Raw genomic sequence first — 17,560 nt, forward strand, 5'->3', positions numbered from 1 at the left:
TTTTGGTTAATTAACCCCAGGAAGAAGCTATCGTCGCTGGGAATAAGTTGTGCACGGCCAAATGTAAAAAAGGCTATCAATCTATTCGCACAGAAAAATGATGCTGGCATTCCATATGCCCTATAATTTGCCCTAATATAAGGTTAAATAGGGAGGCGTTTATGGCTACTACCGGTTTTCTGCATCAAGTCATTTCCGACGAGGGGTTTATTGCCGCCAATACCTTGGCCAAGGTATTGCATATCACGCAAAACGATCTGGCCGAAGTTACCGGCTTGTCCCGTGATTCCGTCACCAAAAGCGCCCGTTGTAAAAGCCGCTCCACGCAAGCACGCTTAAGAGATACTGTAGAGATCATCAATCGAGTAGCAGAGTGGTCAGGTGGTGTGGGACGGGCGTTTGCCTGGTTTCGCTCACAACCCTTGCCATCATTCGGCGATAAAACCGCAGAAGATCTAGTTAAGGAAGGCCGTGCTGAAGCGGTGAAAGCCTATTTAGCACGCATTGCCGATGGCGGTTACGCTTGACAATAGCGCTAAGCCGGTTTACCGGAACGGTGTTTCGTGCTCATCACCCGATGTGGTCTTACGATCCCTTGTCCGGTAATGGCGCCAAGAAACATGGCGGACGCTTCAACCCGCCCGGCTGTACGGCGCTTTATCTGTCGCTTGATCCGACCACCGCCTGGATGGAGGCTCAGCAAGGTTTTCCTTTTAAACCGCAACCCATGACCTTAGTCGCTTACGAGATTGATTGCGCGAAGATCGCCGACCTTAACGATGAAAAGCTATTGGTAAACTTGGGCAGCTCGCCCCAAGAATTGAGCTGCGCATGGGAAGATTTAGCTCTTCAACATCAAGTGCCGCCGACATGGCGATTGGCTGAGCAATTGCGAGCACTTGAGGTTTCCGGAATTCAGGTGCGTAGTTTTGCTTCTGGCTGTACCGCTAAAAACCAAAACCTGGTGTTATGGGATTGGTCTGATGCAGAACCTAATGCTGTTCGAGTCATTGATGACTTTGGCAGGCTACCAAAAACCCCGGATTCATGGCGTGGCCATTAACATGAAATCCTTGTTAGAAAGCAAGAGTATGAGCCGCTTGGGCGGCGGGGTTATCAAGCAACGAGTTGCCCGTAGCAGTGGCGGCAAATCTGGCGGGTTCCGCACCCTGATTTTGTTCCGCATCGGTTCACTCGCGTTTTTTGTGCATGGTTTTGCCAAAAATGAACAGGCCAACATCGATGATGATGAATTGGTCGCTTTACGGAAATTAGCGGCTGTCATGCTGGAGTATGACGATGCAGCACTGAACTGCGCATTGGCAAATAAGACATTGATAGAGGTAATCTGCGATGAAAAAACAATACCGTAGCCGTTTGATGGCCTCCGTGCATGAAACCGCCGAAGGCTTGCATGAGGCGGGCGTCATGGATAAGCGCACCATGCGCAAATTTGACGATCTGTGCTTAACGCCTGCCAGTCACGCCCGCAGCCGGAAGAAATTCGTTACATGTTAGACGTTTTTTACCTAATACATACAATTAAAAATCATGCTAGACGACATTAAAAGGACACTCTGGGCCGCAGCCGATAAGCTGCGGGCCAACATGGACGCCGCCGAATACAAACATCTGGTGCTCGGCCTGATCTTCGTCAAATACATTTCCGACACCTTCGCAGCCCGCCGTGCCGAACTAACCCGGCGCTTTACCGACGAGACCGACGAATATTTCTTGCATGAATGCGACGACGAGATGCTGGCCGAGGAACTGGAAGACCGCGACTATTATAAAGAGGTCAATGTATTCTGGGTGCCGGAATCGGCGCGCTGGGAAGCCATCCGTGCCGCCGCCAAGCAAGCCGACATCGGCAAACGCATCGACGACGCCTTAGCGATCATTGAAACCGAAAACCCCAAGCTGAAAGGCATCCTGGATAAACGCTATGCCCGCGCCCAACTGCCGGATGGCAAGCTCGGCGAACTGGTGGATTTGGTATCGACCATTGGCTTTGGTGACGATCCCGGCCAGGCCCGCGACGTGTTGGGTCAGGTGTATGAATACTTCCTTGGTCAGTTTGCTAGTGCCGAAGGCAAAAAGGGCGGCCAGTTCTATACGCCGGCCAGCATTGTTAAAACTCTGGTCGCCGTTTTGGCCCCGCATCATGGCAAGGTTTACGATCCATGTTGTGGTTCCGGCGGCATGTTCGTGCAATCGGAAAAATTCATAGAAGCCCACGGTGGCAAATTGGGCGACGTATCGATTTACGGTCAGGAATCCAACCCGACTACCTGGCGTTTGGCGGCGATGAATCTGGCGTTACGCGGCATCGACTTCAATCTGGGCCGCGAACCTAGCGATACTTTCACCCGCAACCAGCACCCGGATTTACGCGCCGATTTCATTCTGGCCAATCCGCCGTTCAATATCAGCGACTGGTGGCACGGTAGCCTGGAAGGCGATCCGCGCTGGGTGTACGGCACCCCGCCACAAGGTAACGCCAACTACGCCTGGTTGCAGCACATGCTGTATCACCTAAAAGCCAACGGTCGCGCAGGCATCGTGTTGGCCAACGGCTCCATGAGTTCCAGCCAGAACAGCGAAGGCGATATCCGCAAAGCGATGGTTGATGCTGATGTGGTGGAAGTGATGATCGCCTTACCCGGTCAACTGTTCTTCAATACTCAGATTCCGGCTTGTCTATGGTTTCTTGCCAAACAAAAGACCTGCCGCCAGGGCGAAGTGTTGTTCATTGATGCCCGTAAGTTGGGCAAAATGATTAGCCGGGTACAGACGGAATTTACCGATGAAGTGATAGCTAGAATTGCTGGCACGGTTGCAGCATGGCGAGGCGAAGCTGAGGCTGGAGAATATCAAGATACCCCTGGCTACTGCCGTAGCGTCAAACTGACCGAAATCGCCGAACATGGCCATGTCCTTACTCCCGGCCGCTACGTCGGTGCGGAAGAAGTGGAAGACGATGACGAAGCCTTTGCTGATAAGATGCAGAAGCTCACCGAAAAGCTTGGGGAGCAGATGGCCAAAGGCGCGGAACTCGACCAGTTAATTCGGCAGAAGCTGGGAGGGTTAGGGTATGAGTTCTGATCGTCCTGTGATTCCAGCAAGGCCAGCGGGTTATGGCGACTTTCTCGTCGATATCAAAAAACAAATCCGCCAGTGTCAACATCAGGCTCTGCGGGCAGTCAACAAGGAACTGCTGGCTCTGTACTGGTGGTTGGGCGAAAACATCAGCCGCCGTCAGTCTGAACAAGGCTGGGGCAAGTCGGTTGTCGAAAATCTGGCCGCCGACTTGCAGGCGGAGTTTCCGGGGCGTAACGGGTTTTCCGTCCAGAACTTGTGGGCAATGCGCCAGTTTTACAACGAATACAAGGACAAGCCAATTCTCCAATCACTGATAGGAGAAATCAGCTGGGCAAAAAATCTGCTGATCATGGCCCGCTGCAAGGACGATCTGGAACGGGAGTTTTACCTGCGCGCCACTGCCCGTTTCGGCTGGACAACCAAGGTGCTGCAACACCAGCTCGACAACCAAAGTTACCGGCAATATCTCAGCGGGCAAACCAACTTTGACGCCGCCGTACCGGAAAGCGTCAAGGCGCAAGCCATGCTGGCGGTCAAAGATCATTACACCTTCGATTTTCTCGGGCTGGCCGACGCGCATTCCGAGCGCGAACTGGAAGAAGCGCTGGTCCGCAACCTACGCCGCTTCCTTGACGAAATGGGCGGCTATTTTGCCTTTGTTGGCAACCAGTACCGGCTGGAGGCAGATGGTAAGGACTACTTCATTGACCTGCTGCTCTACCACCGCCGCCTGCGTTGTCTGGTCGCTATTGAACTGAAAATTGGCGAATTCAAACCCGAACACAAAGGCCAGATTGAGTTCTACCTCGATCAGCTCGACCAGCACCACCGGCTGGACGACGAAAACCCCGCCATCGGCATCGTTATTTGCCGCAGTAAAACCAGAACCATGGTCGAATACGCGCTACGCACCACCAACCACCCATTGGGTATTGCGACTTACACCGTCACCCCGCAACTCCCGGCAGACTACCGCAACGACCTGCCTAGCCCGGAACAGATCGCCGAACGACTGAAGGGCTGGGGCGAGATGGATGGCGAGGAGGGTGGGGTATGAGTTCTGAGTGGCAAACACTGACGCTTGGTGAACTCGGACGAATCGTAACTGGAAAAACCCCAAAAACAACAGAAGCTAATAATTTTGGCGGAGAAATTCCATTCGTAACACCGACAGACATGGACTGCCGAAAGGTCATCTGCTCCACGGCTCGTTACCTTACAGAGTTAGGCGCCTCAACGGTTAAGAACTCAATAATTCCAGCCGGTTCAGTTATGGTTTCTTGTATCGGATCAGACATGGGTAAAAGTGTCATTGCGGGGCGTGATTGCGTTACCAATCAGCAAATAAATTCTATTATCGTCGATGGTCGATTCGATAGCGGTTTCGTTTACTACAACCTAAGTATGCGGAAAGCTGAGTTGCAGCACCTTGCTTCAGGTGGATCGACTATGCCTATTCTCAACAAGGGACACTTTTCTGAAGTTGAAATTTCACTCCCCCCTGTTGCAGAACAACGCCAAATTTCTGCTTTTCTAGGGGCTATTGACGACCGCATTGCCCTTCTGCGCGAAACCAACGCCACGCTGGAATCCATCGCCCAGGGGCTGTTCAAATCGTGGTTTGTCGATTTCGACCCCGTCCGCGCCAAACAACAAGGTCGCGAGCCTGAAAATATGGACGAAGCCACCGCTACGCTGTTTCCCGATAGTTTTGAGGAATCGGAATTGGGGTTGGTGCCGAGGGGTTGGCAACCTCAGAGATTAGAAACTTTGATGGAATTGTCTTACGGTAAGGCGTTAAAGGCTAATGATCGCATTGCAGGTGAAGTACCCGTTTATGGCTCAGGTGGAATTACTGGCTACCACAACGAAAGTCTTGTAAATGGCCCCTCAATAATTGTTGGCCGGAAAGGAACAGTCGGTAGTCTATATTGGGAAGATCAATCGTTTTTCCCCATCGACACCGTCTTTTATGTTCGTTCGTCTATCCCTATGACCTACTGCTTTTATCTGCTTCAGACATTGGGTCTCACCGATATGAATACCGATGCGGCAGTGCCAGGATTGAATCGGAATAATGTTTACCGGCTTATGGTGCCATCCGTGCCTGAGCCTGTTCTGTCAGCATTTGATGATATAACTGGCATTATTCGTGGCGCGATTTTCAGAAATAATCAACAAGCCCAAACCCTAACCACCCTCCGCGATACCCTGCTGCCCCGCCTAATCTCCGGCAAACTTCGCCTACCAGAAGCCGAAGCCATGGTAAAGCAGGCTTGAGATGTCGCCCTTGCGCCTATTCAAGTTTTCTTTGATACTCGCTCTAACTATTAAAGAATGCTTTAATATGATGACTCTCTATTAAAGAAGATTTGCATAGCATGCGCAGCAGCGGCGATTACGTTATTTCCACGACCTTGGGCGAGCCCGTGCGGGCGTTTGTTCCGCATCCGTTGCCGCCTAGCGATCCCGTTTTGGCCGTCGAAAGTTATGCCGCGCTCAACTATGCGGCCGAACTGGCGTTGGCACGGTTGTCGGGGGTGTCCGGGCTGGTGCCGTCGGTGGATTGGTTGCTGTACAGCGCGATCCGCAAAGAGGCGTTGCTGACCTCGCAGATTGAAGGCACGCAAGCGACGCTGACCGACTTGTTCGATGAGGAAGCCGGCTTTGCCGTCAGCAATACCGACGATGTGGAGGAAGTGACCAACTATCTACGCGCCTTCCGCCTGGTACAGGACAACTTACGTGCCGCTGATGGCTTGCCGATCAGCGTCCGTTTGCTGTGCAATGCACATCACTTGCTGCTGAACGGGGCGAGAGGCACGGGTAAACAACCCGGCGAATTGCGCCGTTCGCAAAACTGGATAGGCGGTACTCGCCCTGGCAATGCCGCTTTTGTACCACCACCGGCGGAACGGGTCGCGGAATTGTTGGCCGATGTGGAACGCTTCATTCACGCCAGCCAGCCGAATGGCTTGCCGCCGTTGGTGAAGATTGCCTTGATCCATGCCCAATTTGAAACCATCCACCCGTTTTTGGATGGCAACGGCCGGATTGGTCGCTTGTTGATTGCTGCGTTGATGGAACATTGGGGCTTATTGCCCGAACCCTTGATGTATCTCAGCGGCTATTTGAAACAACACCAAAGCGAGTATTACCGCCGTTTGTCGGCGATTCGTAACGATGGCGATTGGGAAGGCTGGGTGTCTTTCTTTTTGGAAGCGGTAGCAGTGGCGGCCACCGACGCCGAGCGCAGTATTGTGGCGATTGCCAGCCTGGTAGCGACAGATCGTCGTCGCTTGTTGAGCGAGGCGAAAGTCGGCCCGGCCAGTTATCGCTTGTTTGAGATTTTGCCGATGATGCCACGCTTCAGCATTGAGCAGGTGCGTCAGAAACTCAATACCACCTTTCCAACCGCCACGGCGGCGGTCAAAGTCCTGGAGGATTTGGGTATCGTAGTGGAATTTACCGGCCAGAAAAAAAACCGCAGTTACAGTTATCAGCCTTACATCGAGTTGCTAACACGTTAATGAAAACGAGCACCACACACCACTAGCCTAGCGGAGACAGGCCATGACCGAAGACCAACTGGAACAGGAAGCACTCGGCTGGCTGGCCGAGGTTGGCTACTCAAGCCTGTACGGGCCAGACCTGGCGCCGGATGGCGACAACCCGGAGCGCGACAATTACCTGCAAGTGGTGTTGGTCGAACGCTTACGCTCGGCGATTGCCCGCTTAAACCCGGCCATTCCGCTGGCGGCTCGAGAAGATGCCTTGCAGCAGGTGTTGAATCTGGAAGAGCCTGGTCTGTTAGCGGCCAATCGCCACTTTCATCGTCTGTTAGTCAATGGCGTGCCGGTGGAGTATCAGCAGGACGGTGATACACGGGGTGATTGGGTGCGCTTGGTCGATTTTACCGAGCATACCGGCAACGAGTGGTTGGCGATCAATCAATTTGCCATCAAGGGGGCGAAACATTCACGCCGACCGGACATCATCCTGTTCATCAATGGCTTGCCGTTGGTGTTGCTGGAGCTGAAAAATCCGGCTGATGAGAATGCCGACATTTGGAAAGCTTTTGATCAGATTCAAACCTATAAAGAACAAATCCCGGATGTATTCCAGTACAACGAAGTGCTGGTGATTTCCGATGGCAGCGAAGCCCGTTTGGGTTCGTTATCCAGCGATGCCGAACGTTTCATGCAGTGGCGCACCATCGACGGCATCACACTAGACCCGTTAGGCCAATTCAACGAACTGGAAACGCTGATACACGGTTTATTAAGCCCGACTACCTTACTCGATTACTTGCGCTTTTTCGTGCTGTTCGAGGATGACGGCGGCCTGGTCAAAAAGGTTGCCGGCTATCATCAATACCATGCGGTACGCGCCGCCATTCAACACGTTGTAACTGCCTCCCGGCCTGACGGCAACCATAAAGGCGGGGTAGTCTGGCATACCCAAGGTAGCGGTAAAAGTATCACCATGACCTGTTTTGCCGCCCGCGTGATGCAGGAAACGGCGATGGAGAACCCGACCATCGTGGTAATCACTGACCGCAACGACCTGGATGGGCAGTTATTTGGGGTATTCTCACTGGGGCAGGATTTACTCCGTGAACAGCCGGTGCAAGCTGAAACCCGGCAGGACTTGCGGGCCAAGCTGGCCAATCGGCCGTCCGGCGGCATCGTCTTCGCCACCATTCAGAAATTTATGCCGGGTGCCGACGAAGACAGTTTCCCGGTGCTATCCGATCGCAGCAATATCGTGGTGATTGCCGATGAAGCGCACCGCACCCAGTATGGTTTTGAAGCCAAGCTTAAAACCGTCAAAACCCAGCAAACCGCTGCCAACGAGGGCAGGGTGGACATGGCCGCCGAATACCGAGGCATGTATCAAGTCGGTTATGCCCAGCATTTACGCGATGCTTTGCCCAATGCCACCTTTGTCGCTTTTACCGGCACCCCGGTGTCGCTGGAAGACCGCGATACCCGCGCGGTGTTTGGCGAATACATCCATGTCTATGACATGCAGCAGGCCAAGGAAGACGGCGCGACCGTGGCGATTTACTTTGAATCGCGACTGGCCAAGTTGGCACTGAAGCCGGAGCAATTGCCACAGATCGATGATGAGGTTGATGAACTGGCCGAGGATGAAGAGGAAGATCAGCAGGCTAAGTTGAAAAGTCGTTGGGCGGCCTTGGAAAAAGTGGTCGGTGCCGAACCGCGTATCGCCAGCGTGGCTGCGGATTTGGTGGCCCACTTCGAAGAACGTAACAAGGCACAAGATGGCAAGGCCATGGTGGTGGCGATGAGCCGGGAAATTTGTGTGCATCTGTATAACGAGATCATCAAGCTTCGCCCTGACTGGCATAGCGACGATCCAGAGCAAGGCGCGATCAAAATCGTCATGACCGGCTCCGCCAGTGACAAGGCCTTGCTGCGGCCGCATATCTACAGCAAACAACAGAAAAAGCGCCTGGAAAAGCGCTTTAAAGACCCGGCCGACTCGTTACGTTTAGTGATCGTACGCGACATGTGGCTAACTGGGTTTGATGCGCCATGCGTGCATACCCTGTATGTCGATAAACCGATGAAAGGCCATAACCTGATGCAAGCCATCGCCCGCGTCAACCGAGTATTCAAAGACAAGCAAGGCGGCCTGGTGGTGGATTACATCGGCATCGCCAACGAATTGAAGTCAGCCTTGAAGGATTATACCGCCAGCCAGGGCCGTGGCCGACCCACCGTCGATACCGCTGAAGCCTATGCCGTGCTGGAGGAAAAGCTCGATATTCTGCGGGGCGTATTACACGGCTATGACTACAGCGACTTCCTATCCACCGGCCACAAACGACTGGCCGGCGCGGCCAACCATGTCTTAGGCCAGAAGGACGGCAAGAAACGTTTTGCTGATACTGCTCTGGCGATGAGTAAGGCCTTTACCTTGTGCTGTACGCTGGATGAAGCCAAGGCGGTACGGGAGGAGGTGGCATTTTTCCAGGCGGTGAAAGTCATTCTGACCAAGCCGGACATTAGCCGAAAAAAACGCACAGACGAAGCACGCGAGCTGGCGATCCGTCAAATTATCAATTCTGCTGTGGTGTCGGAAGATGTGGTGGATATCTTCGAAGCGGTTGGCTTGGATAAGCCCAACATTAGCATCCTGGACGACGATTTTCTGGCCGATGTGCGCAATTTGCCGGAACGTAACCTGGCAGTGGAGTTGCTGGAACGGCTATTGGAAGGCGAAATCAAATCTCGCTTTGCCGGCAACGTGGTACAGGAAAAGAAGTTTTCCGAGTTGCTGACCAATGTTATCAAACGCTATCAAAACCGGGCCATCGAAACCGCCCAGGTCATTGAAGAATTGATTCAGATGGCCAAGAAGTTTAGGGAAGCCGCTGGCCGTGGGGAGTCGTTGGGCTTGAGTGAAGATGAAATCCGTTTTTACGATGCGCTGGCTGACAATGAATCAGCCGTCCGCGAACTGACCGATGAAACCCTAAAGCTTATCGCCCATGAGCTTACCGAAAACCTCCGCCAGAACATCACCGTGGATTGGTCGCAACGGGAAAGCGTCAGGGCCAAGTTACGCTTGATGGTGAAACGTATCCTGCGTAAGTACAAGTATCCGCCAGACCAACAGGAGGCGGCGATTGAACTGGTCTTAATGCAGGCTCAGGCATTAGGTGAAGAATGGATGTAGAGCAATAAGGATAGATAAGAATGCCAAAAATCAATTACGAAAAGATAATTCAAAGTGTATCTATTGATGAGGTCGCAAAGCGGCTTGGTATGGATCTGCGTAAGGAAACGGCTACTAGTTGGAAAACACTATGCCCCTTTCATGATGACACTACACCATCGTTACTTATAGATTCCAGCAGAGACCGTGGGCCTCAACATTTTCATTGTTACGCTTGCGGGGCTCATGGTGACGTAATTGACTTGGTAAAGGAGCAACTCAAACTAGATTTCAAAGCAGCGGTGGAATGGTTGGCCCCTGGCTCATTTAATTCCGCAAAAGGCAAACGCCCCGTAGCCCTCAACTCAGCGTCCATCACCGACAGCGACAATCATGCAGGATTAAAACTCGGCTACCAAACTTACAAGGATGGTCAAGATACGGCCAAATTTGAAGATTGGGCTAAGGAACGGCAATTAGACGCCGTTGTTCTGCGCCGCGCTGGGTTTGTCTATGCGGCTAATAACTTTTTGTCGCGAAAATTAGCTTCCGAAAAAGATGCGTCGAAAAGGCGTGAACGTTCCGGTTTGTTGGAAGATGCACATTTGGTGCGTAAGTTTTTTCCAGGTGTTACTGCTACGGATCATCTACCTCAAAGCGCAGTCGATAGCGCGATCAATCAGTATAGTGATTTTTTTATCGGTGACCGCATCGTCTTCCCGCTGTATGACGAAAACAAGCAATTAGTGGGGTTGGGTGGTCGATCTGTTGAAGGGATGGGGAGTTCAGCCAGTCCGAAATACCAGTTTACGCGCGGCTTCCCAAAGGCGACAGTGTTGTACCGAGCCGAACAGGCCTTCAAACAAGTGCAAAGCGAGGCTAAGCAGGGTAACAAAAACATCAATCTCTATTTGTGCGAGGGCTTTCTCGATGCTCTGCGGTTTGAGTCCCTTGGGATGCCGGCGGTGGCTATCATGGGCAGCTCGGTTACCAAACAGCAAGCGCAACTCCTGCGCGTACTCAGCGATGGTTTGCCGAAAGATGCCACATTGACCGTGGTCGTTAGCTTTGATAGGGATGAGGCGGGCTTACGTGGGGCTGCGCATGCATGTTTGGAGCTTATGCAGGCCTCCGCTGAATATGCCCCTGTGGAATGCGGATTTTTATGGCCTCAAACATCGCAGCTTACAGAGATTGGTATTGATCCGGAAAAAGTAAAAGATCCCAACGATTATCTTCAGGAACTAAAGCGTGAAGCAGCAGCTAACTTGATTGGATCTGCCACTTATCAGCCTGCACTGGCTGTGCTTGCAGACGAGTTTTGTGTTTCGGCCGAAGAGATCTTAAACGATAGTGTTTGGGCCGCTGCACCGCGCTCTCGGAAATTCCGCGCCTTTACTCGGGCGTTCAGCCGGCTCAAGAAGGCAGCTGGCAAAGACGCTGCGGCACTGCTGAAAAACTCAGAGCCAACGGTTTCCGCACTGGCTGAGTGGATTGCTTTTGCTGATCAATCCGTACAGGAAGCGCATCGATCCCTTTCAGAAGAATTTCTCAATGACGTACAAGCTCGGCTAAACCATTCGCGCATCCTCGCTTACATGGGGTCCAAACGCGGCGAACTTCCCTGCGATGAACCTCGCTGGGAAAGATTGGATATTGCTGCAACCGCGTTCAATGCGCTATTGGCGGATCGATTGAACAGTCCTGTTTCAGGTGGGCCCATTGCTTCCTACGATGCAGTCTGGGTGCCGAGGGTGTTCGGTGGCTCGGAATATAGGCTGAAGATGATGCCTTGCCCTGAGGATCTGATCATCCAGCAATATTTGCTGAATGAAATCCTGTCTGAGCGTTGGGATCACAAAGCACTCACTGATTCACCCTTCAGCCGAATGATTCCGGCGGTCCGTTATTATCGCGAAGAACGCAGAACTATTACTACGGGTTTTGATAGCAAAGGCGACGGTTGTTGGGGCGAGCTCCCTCGGACGTTGAGTTTTGCATACCAGATCGACATGGACGTGCTCGAAGGGCGTCAGCCTGCCTCGGACCAAGGCATGTACAGGCCATTCCATGATTGCTGGCGAGACTTCATGAGGTCTCTAGCCAAACAAGCCACAGAAATAGGTTACGTTTACTCGATTCGTTTGGACGTCAAGCGTTACTACGATCGCTTACGACAATACGTGGTGCGAGACCGATTACAGGCACGTCTCCAGGCAGCACTGGAGTCGGTTGCGGATGATACACCCGGATTTGCAGAATTACTCCATTTCGACGGTTCGCATCCCAGTGCAGCAATAAAAACAACTACCACCCTTGACCGCCTTGCCGAATATTTGTTCGGCGTTTGCTACAAAAGGCCTGACACGGGGCTTGACGACGAAACAGATGCCTTGATGGGGATTCCACAGGGGCCTGTACTGTCTGCCTGGATTGGCTCAGCTGCTCTCTTCCCCGTCGATGAGGAAGCCTATCGATTCATGGATCGGCTAAACACTGATCGTGTCCGCGTTGGATATGCACGATATGTCGATGACATTGTGCTACTAGCCGATAGTCCGACAATTTTAGAGGAAATGCGAGAGGCTATTGACCGATGCACACGCAAGTTGGAACTAACGCTGCTTGCCAAAGCGGACGAGATTCCGGCCATGAGCGCCGAAGATTTCTCGGATTATATTAACCAAGGACGTGCGCTCGCAGCGTCTGGACCTGCATGGGAGCCTCCTCTGGTTGGAGACGGCGAGTCGGGTTGGGATTTTTGGTCTGTTACGCCGACGACTGATCGGCAGTCGGCATTACAGTTGCTTCACAACGTGGAGTTATATAAGGCGTCTAAATTAACTCTTCTTCAGACCGTCAAAACAGCGTTTCAAGCCCCGGATCTACGTACGTCAGAACTTTCTAAGGCGGCACGATTGATCTGGTACTCGATTGCCAGTGAACAGTGTGAAAGCATTAATGCCAACAGCGCAGATGTGGCATGGGCTATGTACTTAGATGCTTGGAATGGCTGCATGCAAGGCGGCGCATGGCGTCTACAGCCGGAAAAGAATGTGTGGGAGTCTCCCATTTTGTTCGCACTCGAAGGGCTTGAACATTTGCTTGATAAGGAATCTCGCGATTTAGCCTTGCTGTCTGCCCAAGAGAACATTACACGACGGAAACGCATTACTTGGCTTGCAAAATTGGTCTTAACGGACGAATTCGATTCCAATGTCTTTTCAGCAAAGCCAGGTCCTCGGTACCAGTTGGAAACACGATTAAGACTGGTTCGCTGGAAAGCGGTGCGGGTTGCGGGACAAAAAATGTCTTCCGGTACTCGACAATACATAGAGCGTTCCGAGCCCGTTCAAAATTGGCGTCCGTTTGAATGGATGCATGAGGCTATTTCATTGCTGTCCGATGCTGATCAGTCTGACGAGGACCCATTGATTCCATTCGGCGGGCCAACTGTAGACCAAACACGCCGAGGGGTAATGTCCGGGTTTGCTGCTGATGTTTTTAAGGCTTTGCTTCCAGATGTCGAGGAACAAGGCGAAACACAGAGCAGTGAAGTGGAATCACGCCCGAATTCGAACGTTAATCGCATCGCCTTACAAACGCTCGTCAGCATCGTGCCAAGGGAAAAACTGCTAGCTTGCTTGAGTCGACGGCAGCGACTTATCTGGGAAGATACATCCACAACCGCCCCGAATCGACTCCCTCTCCCTCCGCTGCCCGGTCTTACAACCCATAGGCTCTTCTCATGTTTGGGCGAAAACGCTGACGAGCAGGGTCTTGTAACTGCCCGAGGTATCGAAGCGATCGGATTCACTTCCGCCGGCGAAACCTTGGCTTTGCCAACTTTTCTTGGCTCGGATGGCATTTCTCAAACTCTTATTTTGTCAACGTCCTGGCATGAGAGTTCTATTGTCGTTACAGACTGCACACTTCAGCGGGCGAATACAGACCTTGAAACGCGCGATGTCTTGCGCCTGCGTGAGCGTATACATGCAATGGACAAAAATGTATCGGCTAATGACCTCAAGCTGGCCGCCACGTTGTTTCGAGCACTTGCCCAGGTCGTCACGAGCTATGCCAAAATTAACGACGGCCAGGAGTTAGTGCCGGCCTGGCCTTACATTGCTGCAAGTGAAAATGGCTCAGTGTACTATCTAATCGTGGATGGCGTTTCTAGAGCTGAGCTAGGAAACAGAGCATTTGTGCGCGACGGAGGACGGATGCTCCGAACAGTTGAAGTACCAATCTATGAAGCAAGCCTATGGCGAGTCGGCGTAGCCATATCCGACTACTTGGGGTTACATGATGACGTAGTGAAATTCAATAGCGCTGAGTTAGACGTTGATCTGAATGCCGCTGCCCTAGCTAACCCTGCGCGATATGTTCTTCGTACCCAGCTTCGCAAGCTGCGTGGTGCTTATGCCGATTCCAAAATCGGCAAAAAATACAATGATGACTGCTTGTTACCCGCCACCGTTGAGCGGACCCTCCGCTTGTTGGAGACCTTTCCTGCCGATACGGAAGAGCCATTAGATCAGCTCGTTCACGTACTCGCCGCTGAAGCAGAATCAGCCGGGATGTATCTGGCTTTCCGCGAGTGTTGGAAATGCACGGATAGTACTTTCTTCTTGAAAGCACTGACGGGAAGAGTGCTTGCTCGCCTTCCGCTATCTATTGCGGAGGCGCTGGCAGCTAGTGATGAGAAAGCCAAGGGACTAAGGCGCGACTTCGCCGGCCTACTTTGCTTTGCAAGGCGCTTGTTCACTGTCGAAGTCGCAGAGCATGTTACCGCGCTCCCAGCGTGGGGAGCTCTACGCGCGGGGATAGTCTGCACTGGAATATCAGTAGCAATTGACGGACTTTTGGCGTCTATGCGTAGTCACGGTGCCTTTGAGCGCTACGACCACTTCGATTTCCCAACCGATTGGGGCATACCGGAGGCAGCACCGCAAGCAGAGGAACAGTATATCCAGGCGGCCGACTCTGCAGATACAATAAATCGCTCATTGGTTCGAGTGACGCTGATCGAACAACTGCGTCGGTTGATACGGCACTTGGGGCATCGTTTATATCCTAATAGCAATTCTCAAGACCGGCTGTCCGATCAGCTTGTCGAGGAGCTTCGACTTCTTGCACAGACTGTGGCGACTGTTGAGTTCGATGATGATGGCGCCGATTCTTTGCTTGACTGGCCGTTCGCGATATTGAGCAAACAAAGACTGGACTTACTGAACCTTGAGTTACTGGAAGCGGTTGCGATGATCGTCAAACAGATCGACAAGGAAATTGGCTTCGAAATTGTTTTGGTGACAGAGTCTACATACGGATACAACGCTCAAACACGACGGTTCACCGATTCAAGAAACAGCGTGCGAGAGGTCACCTCGTGGATGATTTCGCAGTTTCCGGCGAACTCAAAGCACATCGAAGAAATCTCCAACGATGGTCGTTTCCTACGGGTTTGGTCCGAGGTGTTCGATCGGAAAACTAGTAAACTTCTATCAGTGTCAGCCCTTGGCGAACCGTTTGCATCGATTGCTATCACGAAGCCTAAGTTGGATGCATCGGTTTCGCCGAACTCCGAGTTAGGACAGCCACGTGAGAACGAAACTGTAATCATTGCTCAAGCCGCTGATCTGACGGACTATGGTATTACCGATCAAGACTCATCGCAGGGTAACTCTTCTAGGTCGCAGTCTGAAATGCTCGCCGAGGGGCATGCACATCAGGACGAAAACGCGCAGCCCTCTCATTTAAAAGAGCAAGATGTCGCTGCTTCAGAGGATTCCAAAGAATCAGAAACCCTTGCTCCAACAGCAATCTCTAAAAAAGCAGCCAGTCTGGATACTACTGCATTTCGTAAGCAACAAATAGAACAATGGTCTCGGCGAGGTGAAAACAGCAGGAAAGACGGGCATGTACGCGTTGCACTGCTGCAAGCCGACTTTGACCTTACATACACACACCCCTTTGTTGAGGCTTCTCCGACAAATTGGCCATTTAACCCAAAAGTTAAGGAAACCGTTTCCAAGCATTTGAAATCGGATCCGAAATGGAAAGGCATTTACGGTCCGCTCTTGAGTGCAGCCGAATCTCCCAACACAGCGCATCTTTGGGTAGGATTAGATGATGATAACGATAAGCTTCCTAGTTGGTCGGAACACAGACGCCGAGCCATCCTAAGACGCGTTATCGATAGCTGCCAAGCGTTCGGAGTTGACCTTCTCGTACTGCCTGAATATTCCATTAGAAGCGATACGATTGATTGGTTAAAGACCTACCTAGCCAACAATACCTTGTCCGTCCTTGCCGGCACCTACATGAACGTGCAGAAAAACGCCGACAGCAATCACCTTACCGCACCACTGAAATTGCTGTGGCCGTTGCCCAAAGGGGTGGCCCATCAATTTATCGCCTCACTTGTAAAGAATGGCCAAGGAAGTGACAAAAACTATGATGCTTTGCTAAGAGGACATGTATTAGAGTTTTCACGGAATAAGAAATATCGCTCCATTGCGTTGGACGAGTTTCTAAGGCCTTCATCTGAAAAACTGGGACCGCTCTTCAAGCCGGATGAGCTTATCAAGAAGTTAGAGGAACAAATAGGCTTCGAGCCTTCAGCTAATGTAATAAGTCATCTTCTGGCCAACACAAGATTGCCGCTCAAGCACCTACTGGAATTGATTTGCTCCGAGATCTTCTTGGTATCCAGTCCTGCCAACTATAACCATATGGCGGATGACCTTAAGGTAATGAGGCGCAGGTTTGGCATGCCAACAGACAGTAATGAAGTATTTGCCGATATAGAAAGTTTGTCGGATCAATTATCCATCACCAGCGACGGAATTCGCGCGCGACGCTCAATTCTTGCTGTTCCTGCAGCGACATCTCGATCTGCCGATTACTGGATTGTTGGGCAAGCGAGCTTCCTTGCTGCGGGCACGGCAACCGTTTTCTGTAACGGTATTGACGGCAAAAAACTGGTCGGTGGAAGTTGTTTCATTGGTCGCGGTAGTTGGACATCTGAAGAAAAAGCAATTGGTTACATTTCCAAAATTACTCCATATCATGGTTGGTCTAAGGGTATTTACTACAACGATGAAAACGACGCACTGAGTAAAAAAGATCAGGCGGTCGTGATTGCCGATATAGATCCTTACAACATGCTCGAAGGTAAGCCGCGGGCACAAACCATGCCGTCACCTCTTCAGTTAGTCGCCTACTTACCATTAGTCGAGTCGGTTGATTGGCCTCGTACTGAGGCCAATTTACTACGAACACTTTCTGCGTCCAATCTTGCTCAAAACGACAAGTCAATCGGGAAAGTCAAACTGCGAATCCACGATGAGGAAAGTTTCTGGTGCGTTATAGAGGAAGCCAAAACCACATTCGATGAACAACACCTTAAGGCTCTTTGGTCAAAATTTTCGGACACGGATGCACTGTCCTTACGAGCTAAAGCCTACACAGATAACGGCGACATGCAACCCACGACTCAACATAGTCCTTCCGGATTCTTTTCATCTCCGGCACACTACGATTGGATTGATGTGAGCCTCACGCTAGAAGAACATGAAGATCTGCCAACGATTGTGGTTCCCCCATGGAGAGGAGAAAAAACTTGATCGGAGGTGACATGTCTGCTGCACATCATGCTTATCCGATGGGTACCGACTTTGGCTTAAAAATCTCTCGCGTTATACGGTGTTTCCACTACATTACCTGCGCCAGGCTATGAAGTGCCGGATTAGGGTCACCGCAAGGATTC

The 17,560-nt window shown here is 51.7% G+C and carries 10 protein-coding genes; all 10 read left to right on the forward strand.

What is annotated here, in order from left to right; genetic code table 11:
• The first annotated feature begins 161 nt into the window (after positions 1 to 161).
• Positions 162 to 527, forward strand: coding sequence for an antitoxin Xre/MbcA/ParS toxin-binding domain-containing protein (locus A1359_RS00590; protein ID WP_013818619.1), 366 nt, complete (start codon positions 162 to 164; stop codon positions 525 to 527).
• A complete protein-coding gene (locus A1359_RS00595; RefSeq protein WP_083960425.1) occupies positions 524 to 1,063 on the forward strand; it encodes an RES family NAD+ phosphorylase in 540 nt (179 codons plus the stop codon). Before A1359_RS00590 ends, A1359_RS00595 begins: the two co-directional genes overlap by 4 nt.
• Positions 1,053 to 1,373 (forward strand): type II toxin-antitoxin system RelE/ParE family toxin, encoded by a 321-nt coding sequence (locus A1359_RS00600; RefSeq protein ID WP_198159219.1) that lies wholly within the window; start codon positions 1,053 to 1,055, stop codon positions 1,371 to 1,373. The genes A1359_RS00595 and A1359_RS00600 overlap by 11 nt, the downstream gene beginning before the upstream one ends.
• On the forward strand, positions 1,354 to 1,518 hold the full coding sequence (locus tag A1359_RS22165; protein ID WP_013818622.1) for a hypothetical protein: 165 nt from the start codon (positions 1,354 to 1,356) through the stop codon (positions 1,516 to 1,518). Before A1359_RS00600 ends, A1359_RS22165 begins: the two co-directional genes overlap by 20 nt.
• 33 nt (positions 1,519 to 1,551) lie before the next feature.
• On the forward strand, positions 1,552 to 3,105 hold the full coding sequence (locus A1359_RS00605; RefSeq protein ID WP_066976444.1) for a class I SAM-dependent DNA methyltransferase: 1,554 nt from the start codon (positions 1,552 to 1,554) through the stop codon (positions 3,103 to 3,105).
• On the forward strand, positions 3,095 to 4,159 hold the full coding sequence (locus A1359_RS00610; protein ID WP_066976447.1) for a PDDEXK nuclease domain-containing protein: 1,065 nt from the start codon (positions 3,095 to 3,097) through the stop codon (positions 4,157 to 4,159). The genes A1359_RS00605 and A1359_RS00610 overlap by 11 nt, the downstream gene beginning before the upstream one ends.
• Entirely contained in the window at positions 4,156 to 5,382 is a 1,227-nt protein-coding gene (locus A1359_RS00615; protein WP_083960426.1) for a restriction endonuclease subunit S, read from the forward strand. The genes A1359_RS00610 and A1359_RS00615 overlap by 4 nt, the downstream gene beginning before the upstream one ends.
• Positions 5,383 to 5,483: 101 nt before the next feature.
• Positions 5,484 to 6,632: a Fic family protein gene (locus A1359_RS00620; protein WP_066976450.1), complete on the forward strand. Its 1,149-nt coding sequence runs from the start codon at positions 5,484 to 5,486 to the stop codon at positions 6,630 to 6,632.
• 43 nt (positions 6,633 to 6,675) lie between these two features.
• Complete coding sequence (locus A1359_RS00625) at positions 6,676 to 9,810, forward strand: type I restriction endonuclease subunit R (protein WP_066976463.1); 3,135 nt, start codon at positions 6,676 to 6,678, stop codon at positions 9,808 to 9,810.
• Between the two features lie 20 nt (positions 9,811 to 9,830).
• Positions 9,831 to 17,417 carry a CHC2 zinc finger domain-containing protein gene (locus tag A1359_RS00630; protein ID WP_066976465.1) on the forward strand — a complete coding sequence of 2,529 codons (7,587 nt, stop codon included), beginning with the start codon at positions 9,831 to 9,833 and terminating at the stop codon, positions 17,415 to 17,417.
• Positions 17,418 to 17,560 lie beyond the last annotated feature (143 nt).

This window comes from Methylomonas lenta (genome assembly GCF_001644015.1).
In the GTDB taxonomy this organism is placed as follows: Bacteria; Pseudomonadota; Gammaproteobacteria; order Methylococcales; family Methylomonadaceae; genus Methylomonas; species Methylomonas lenta.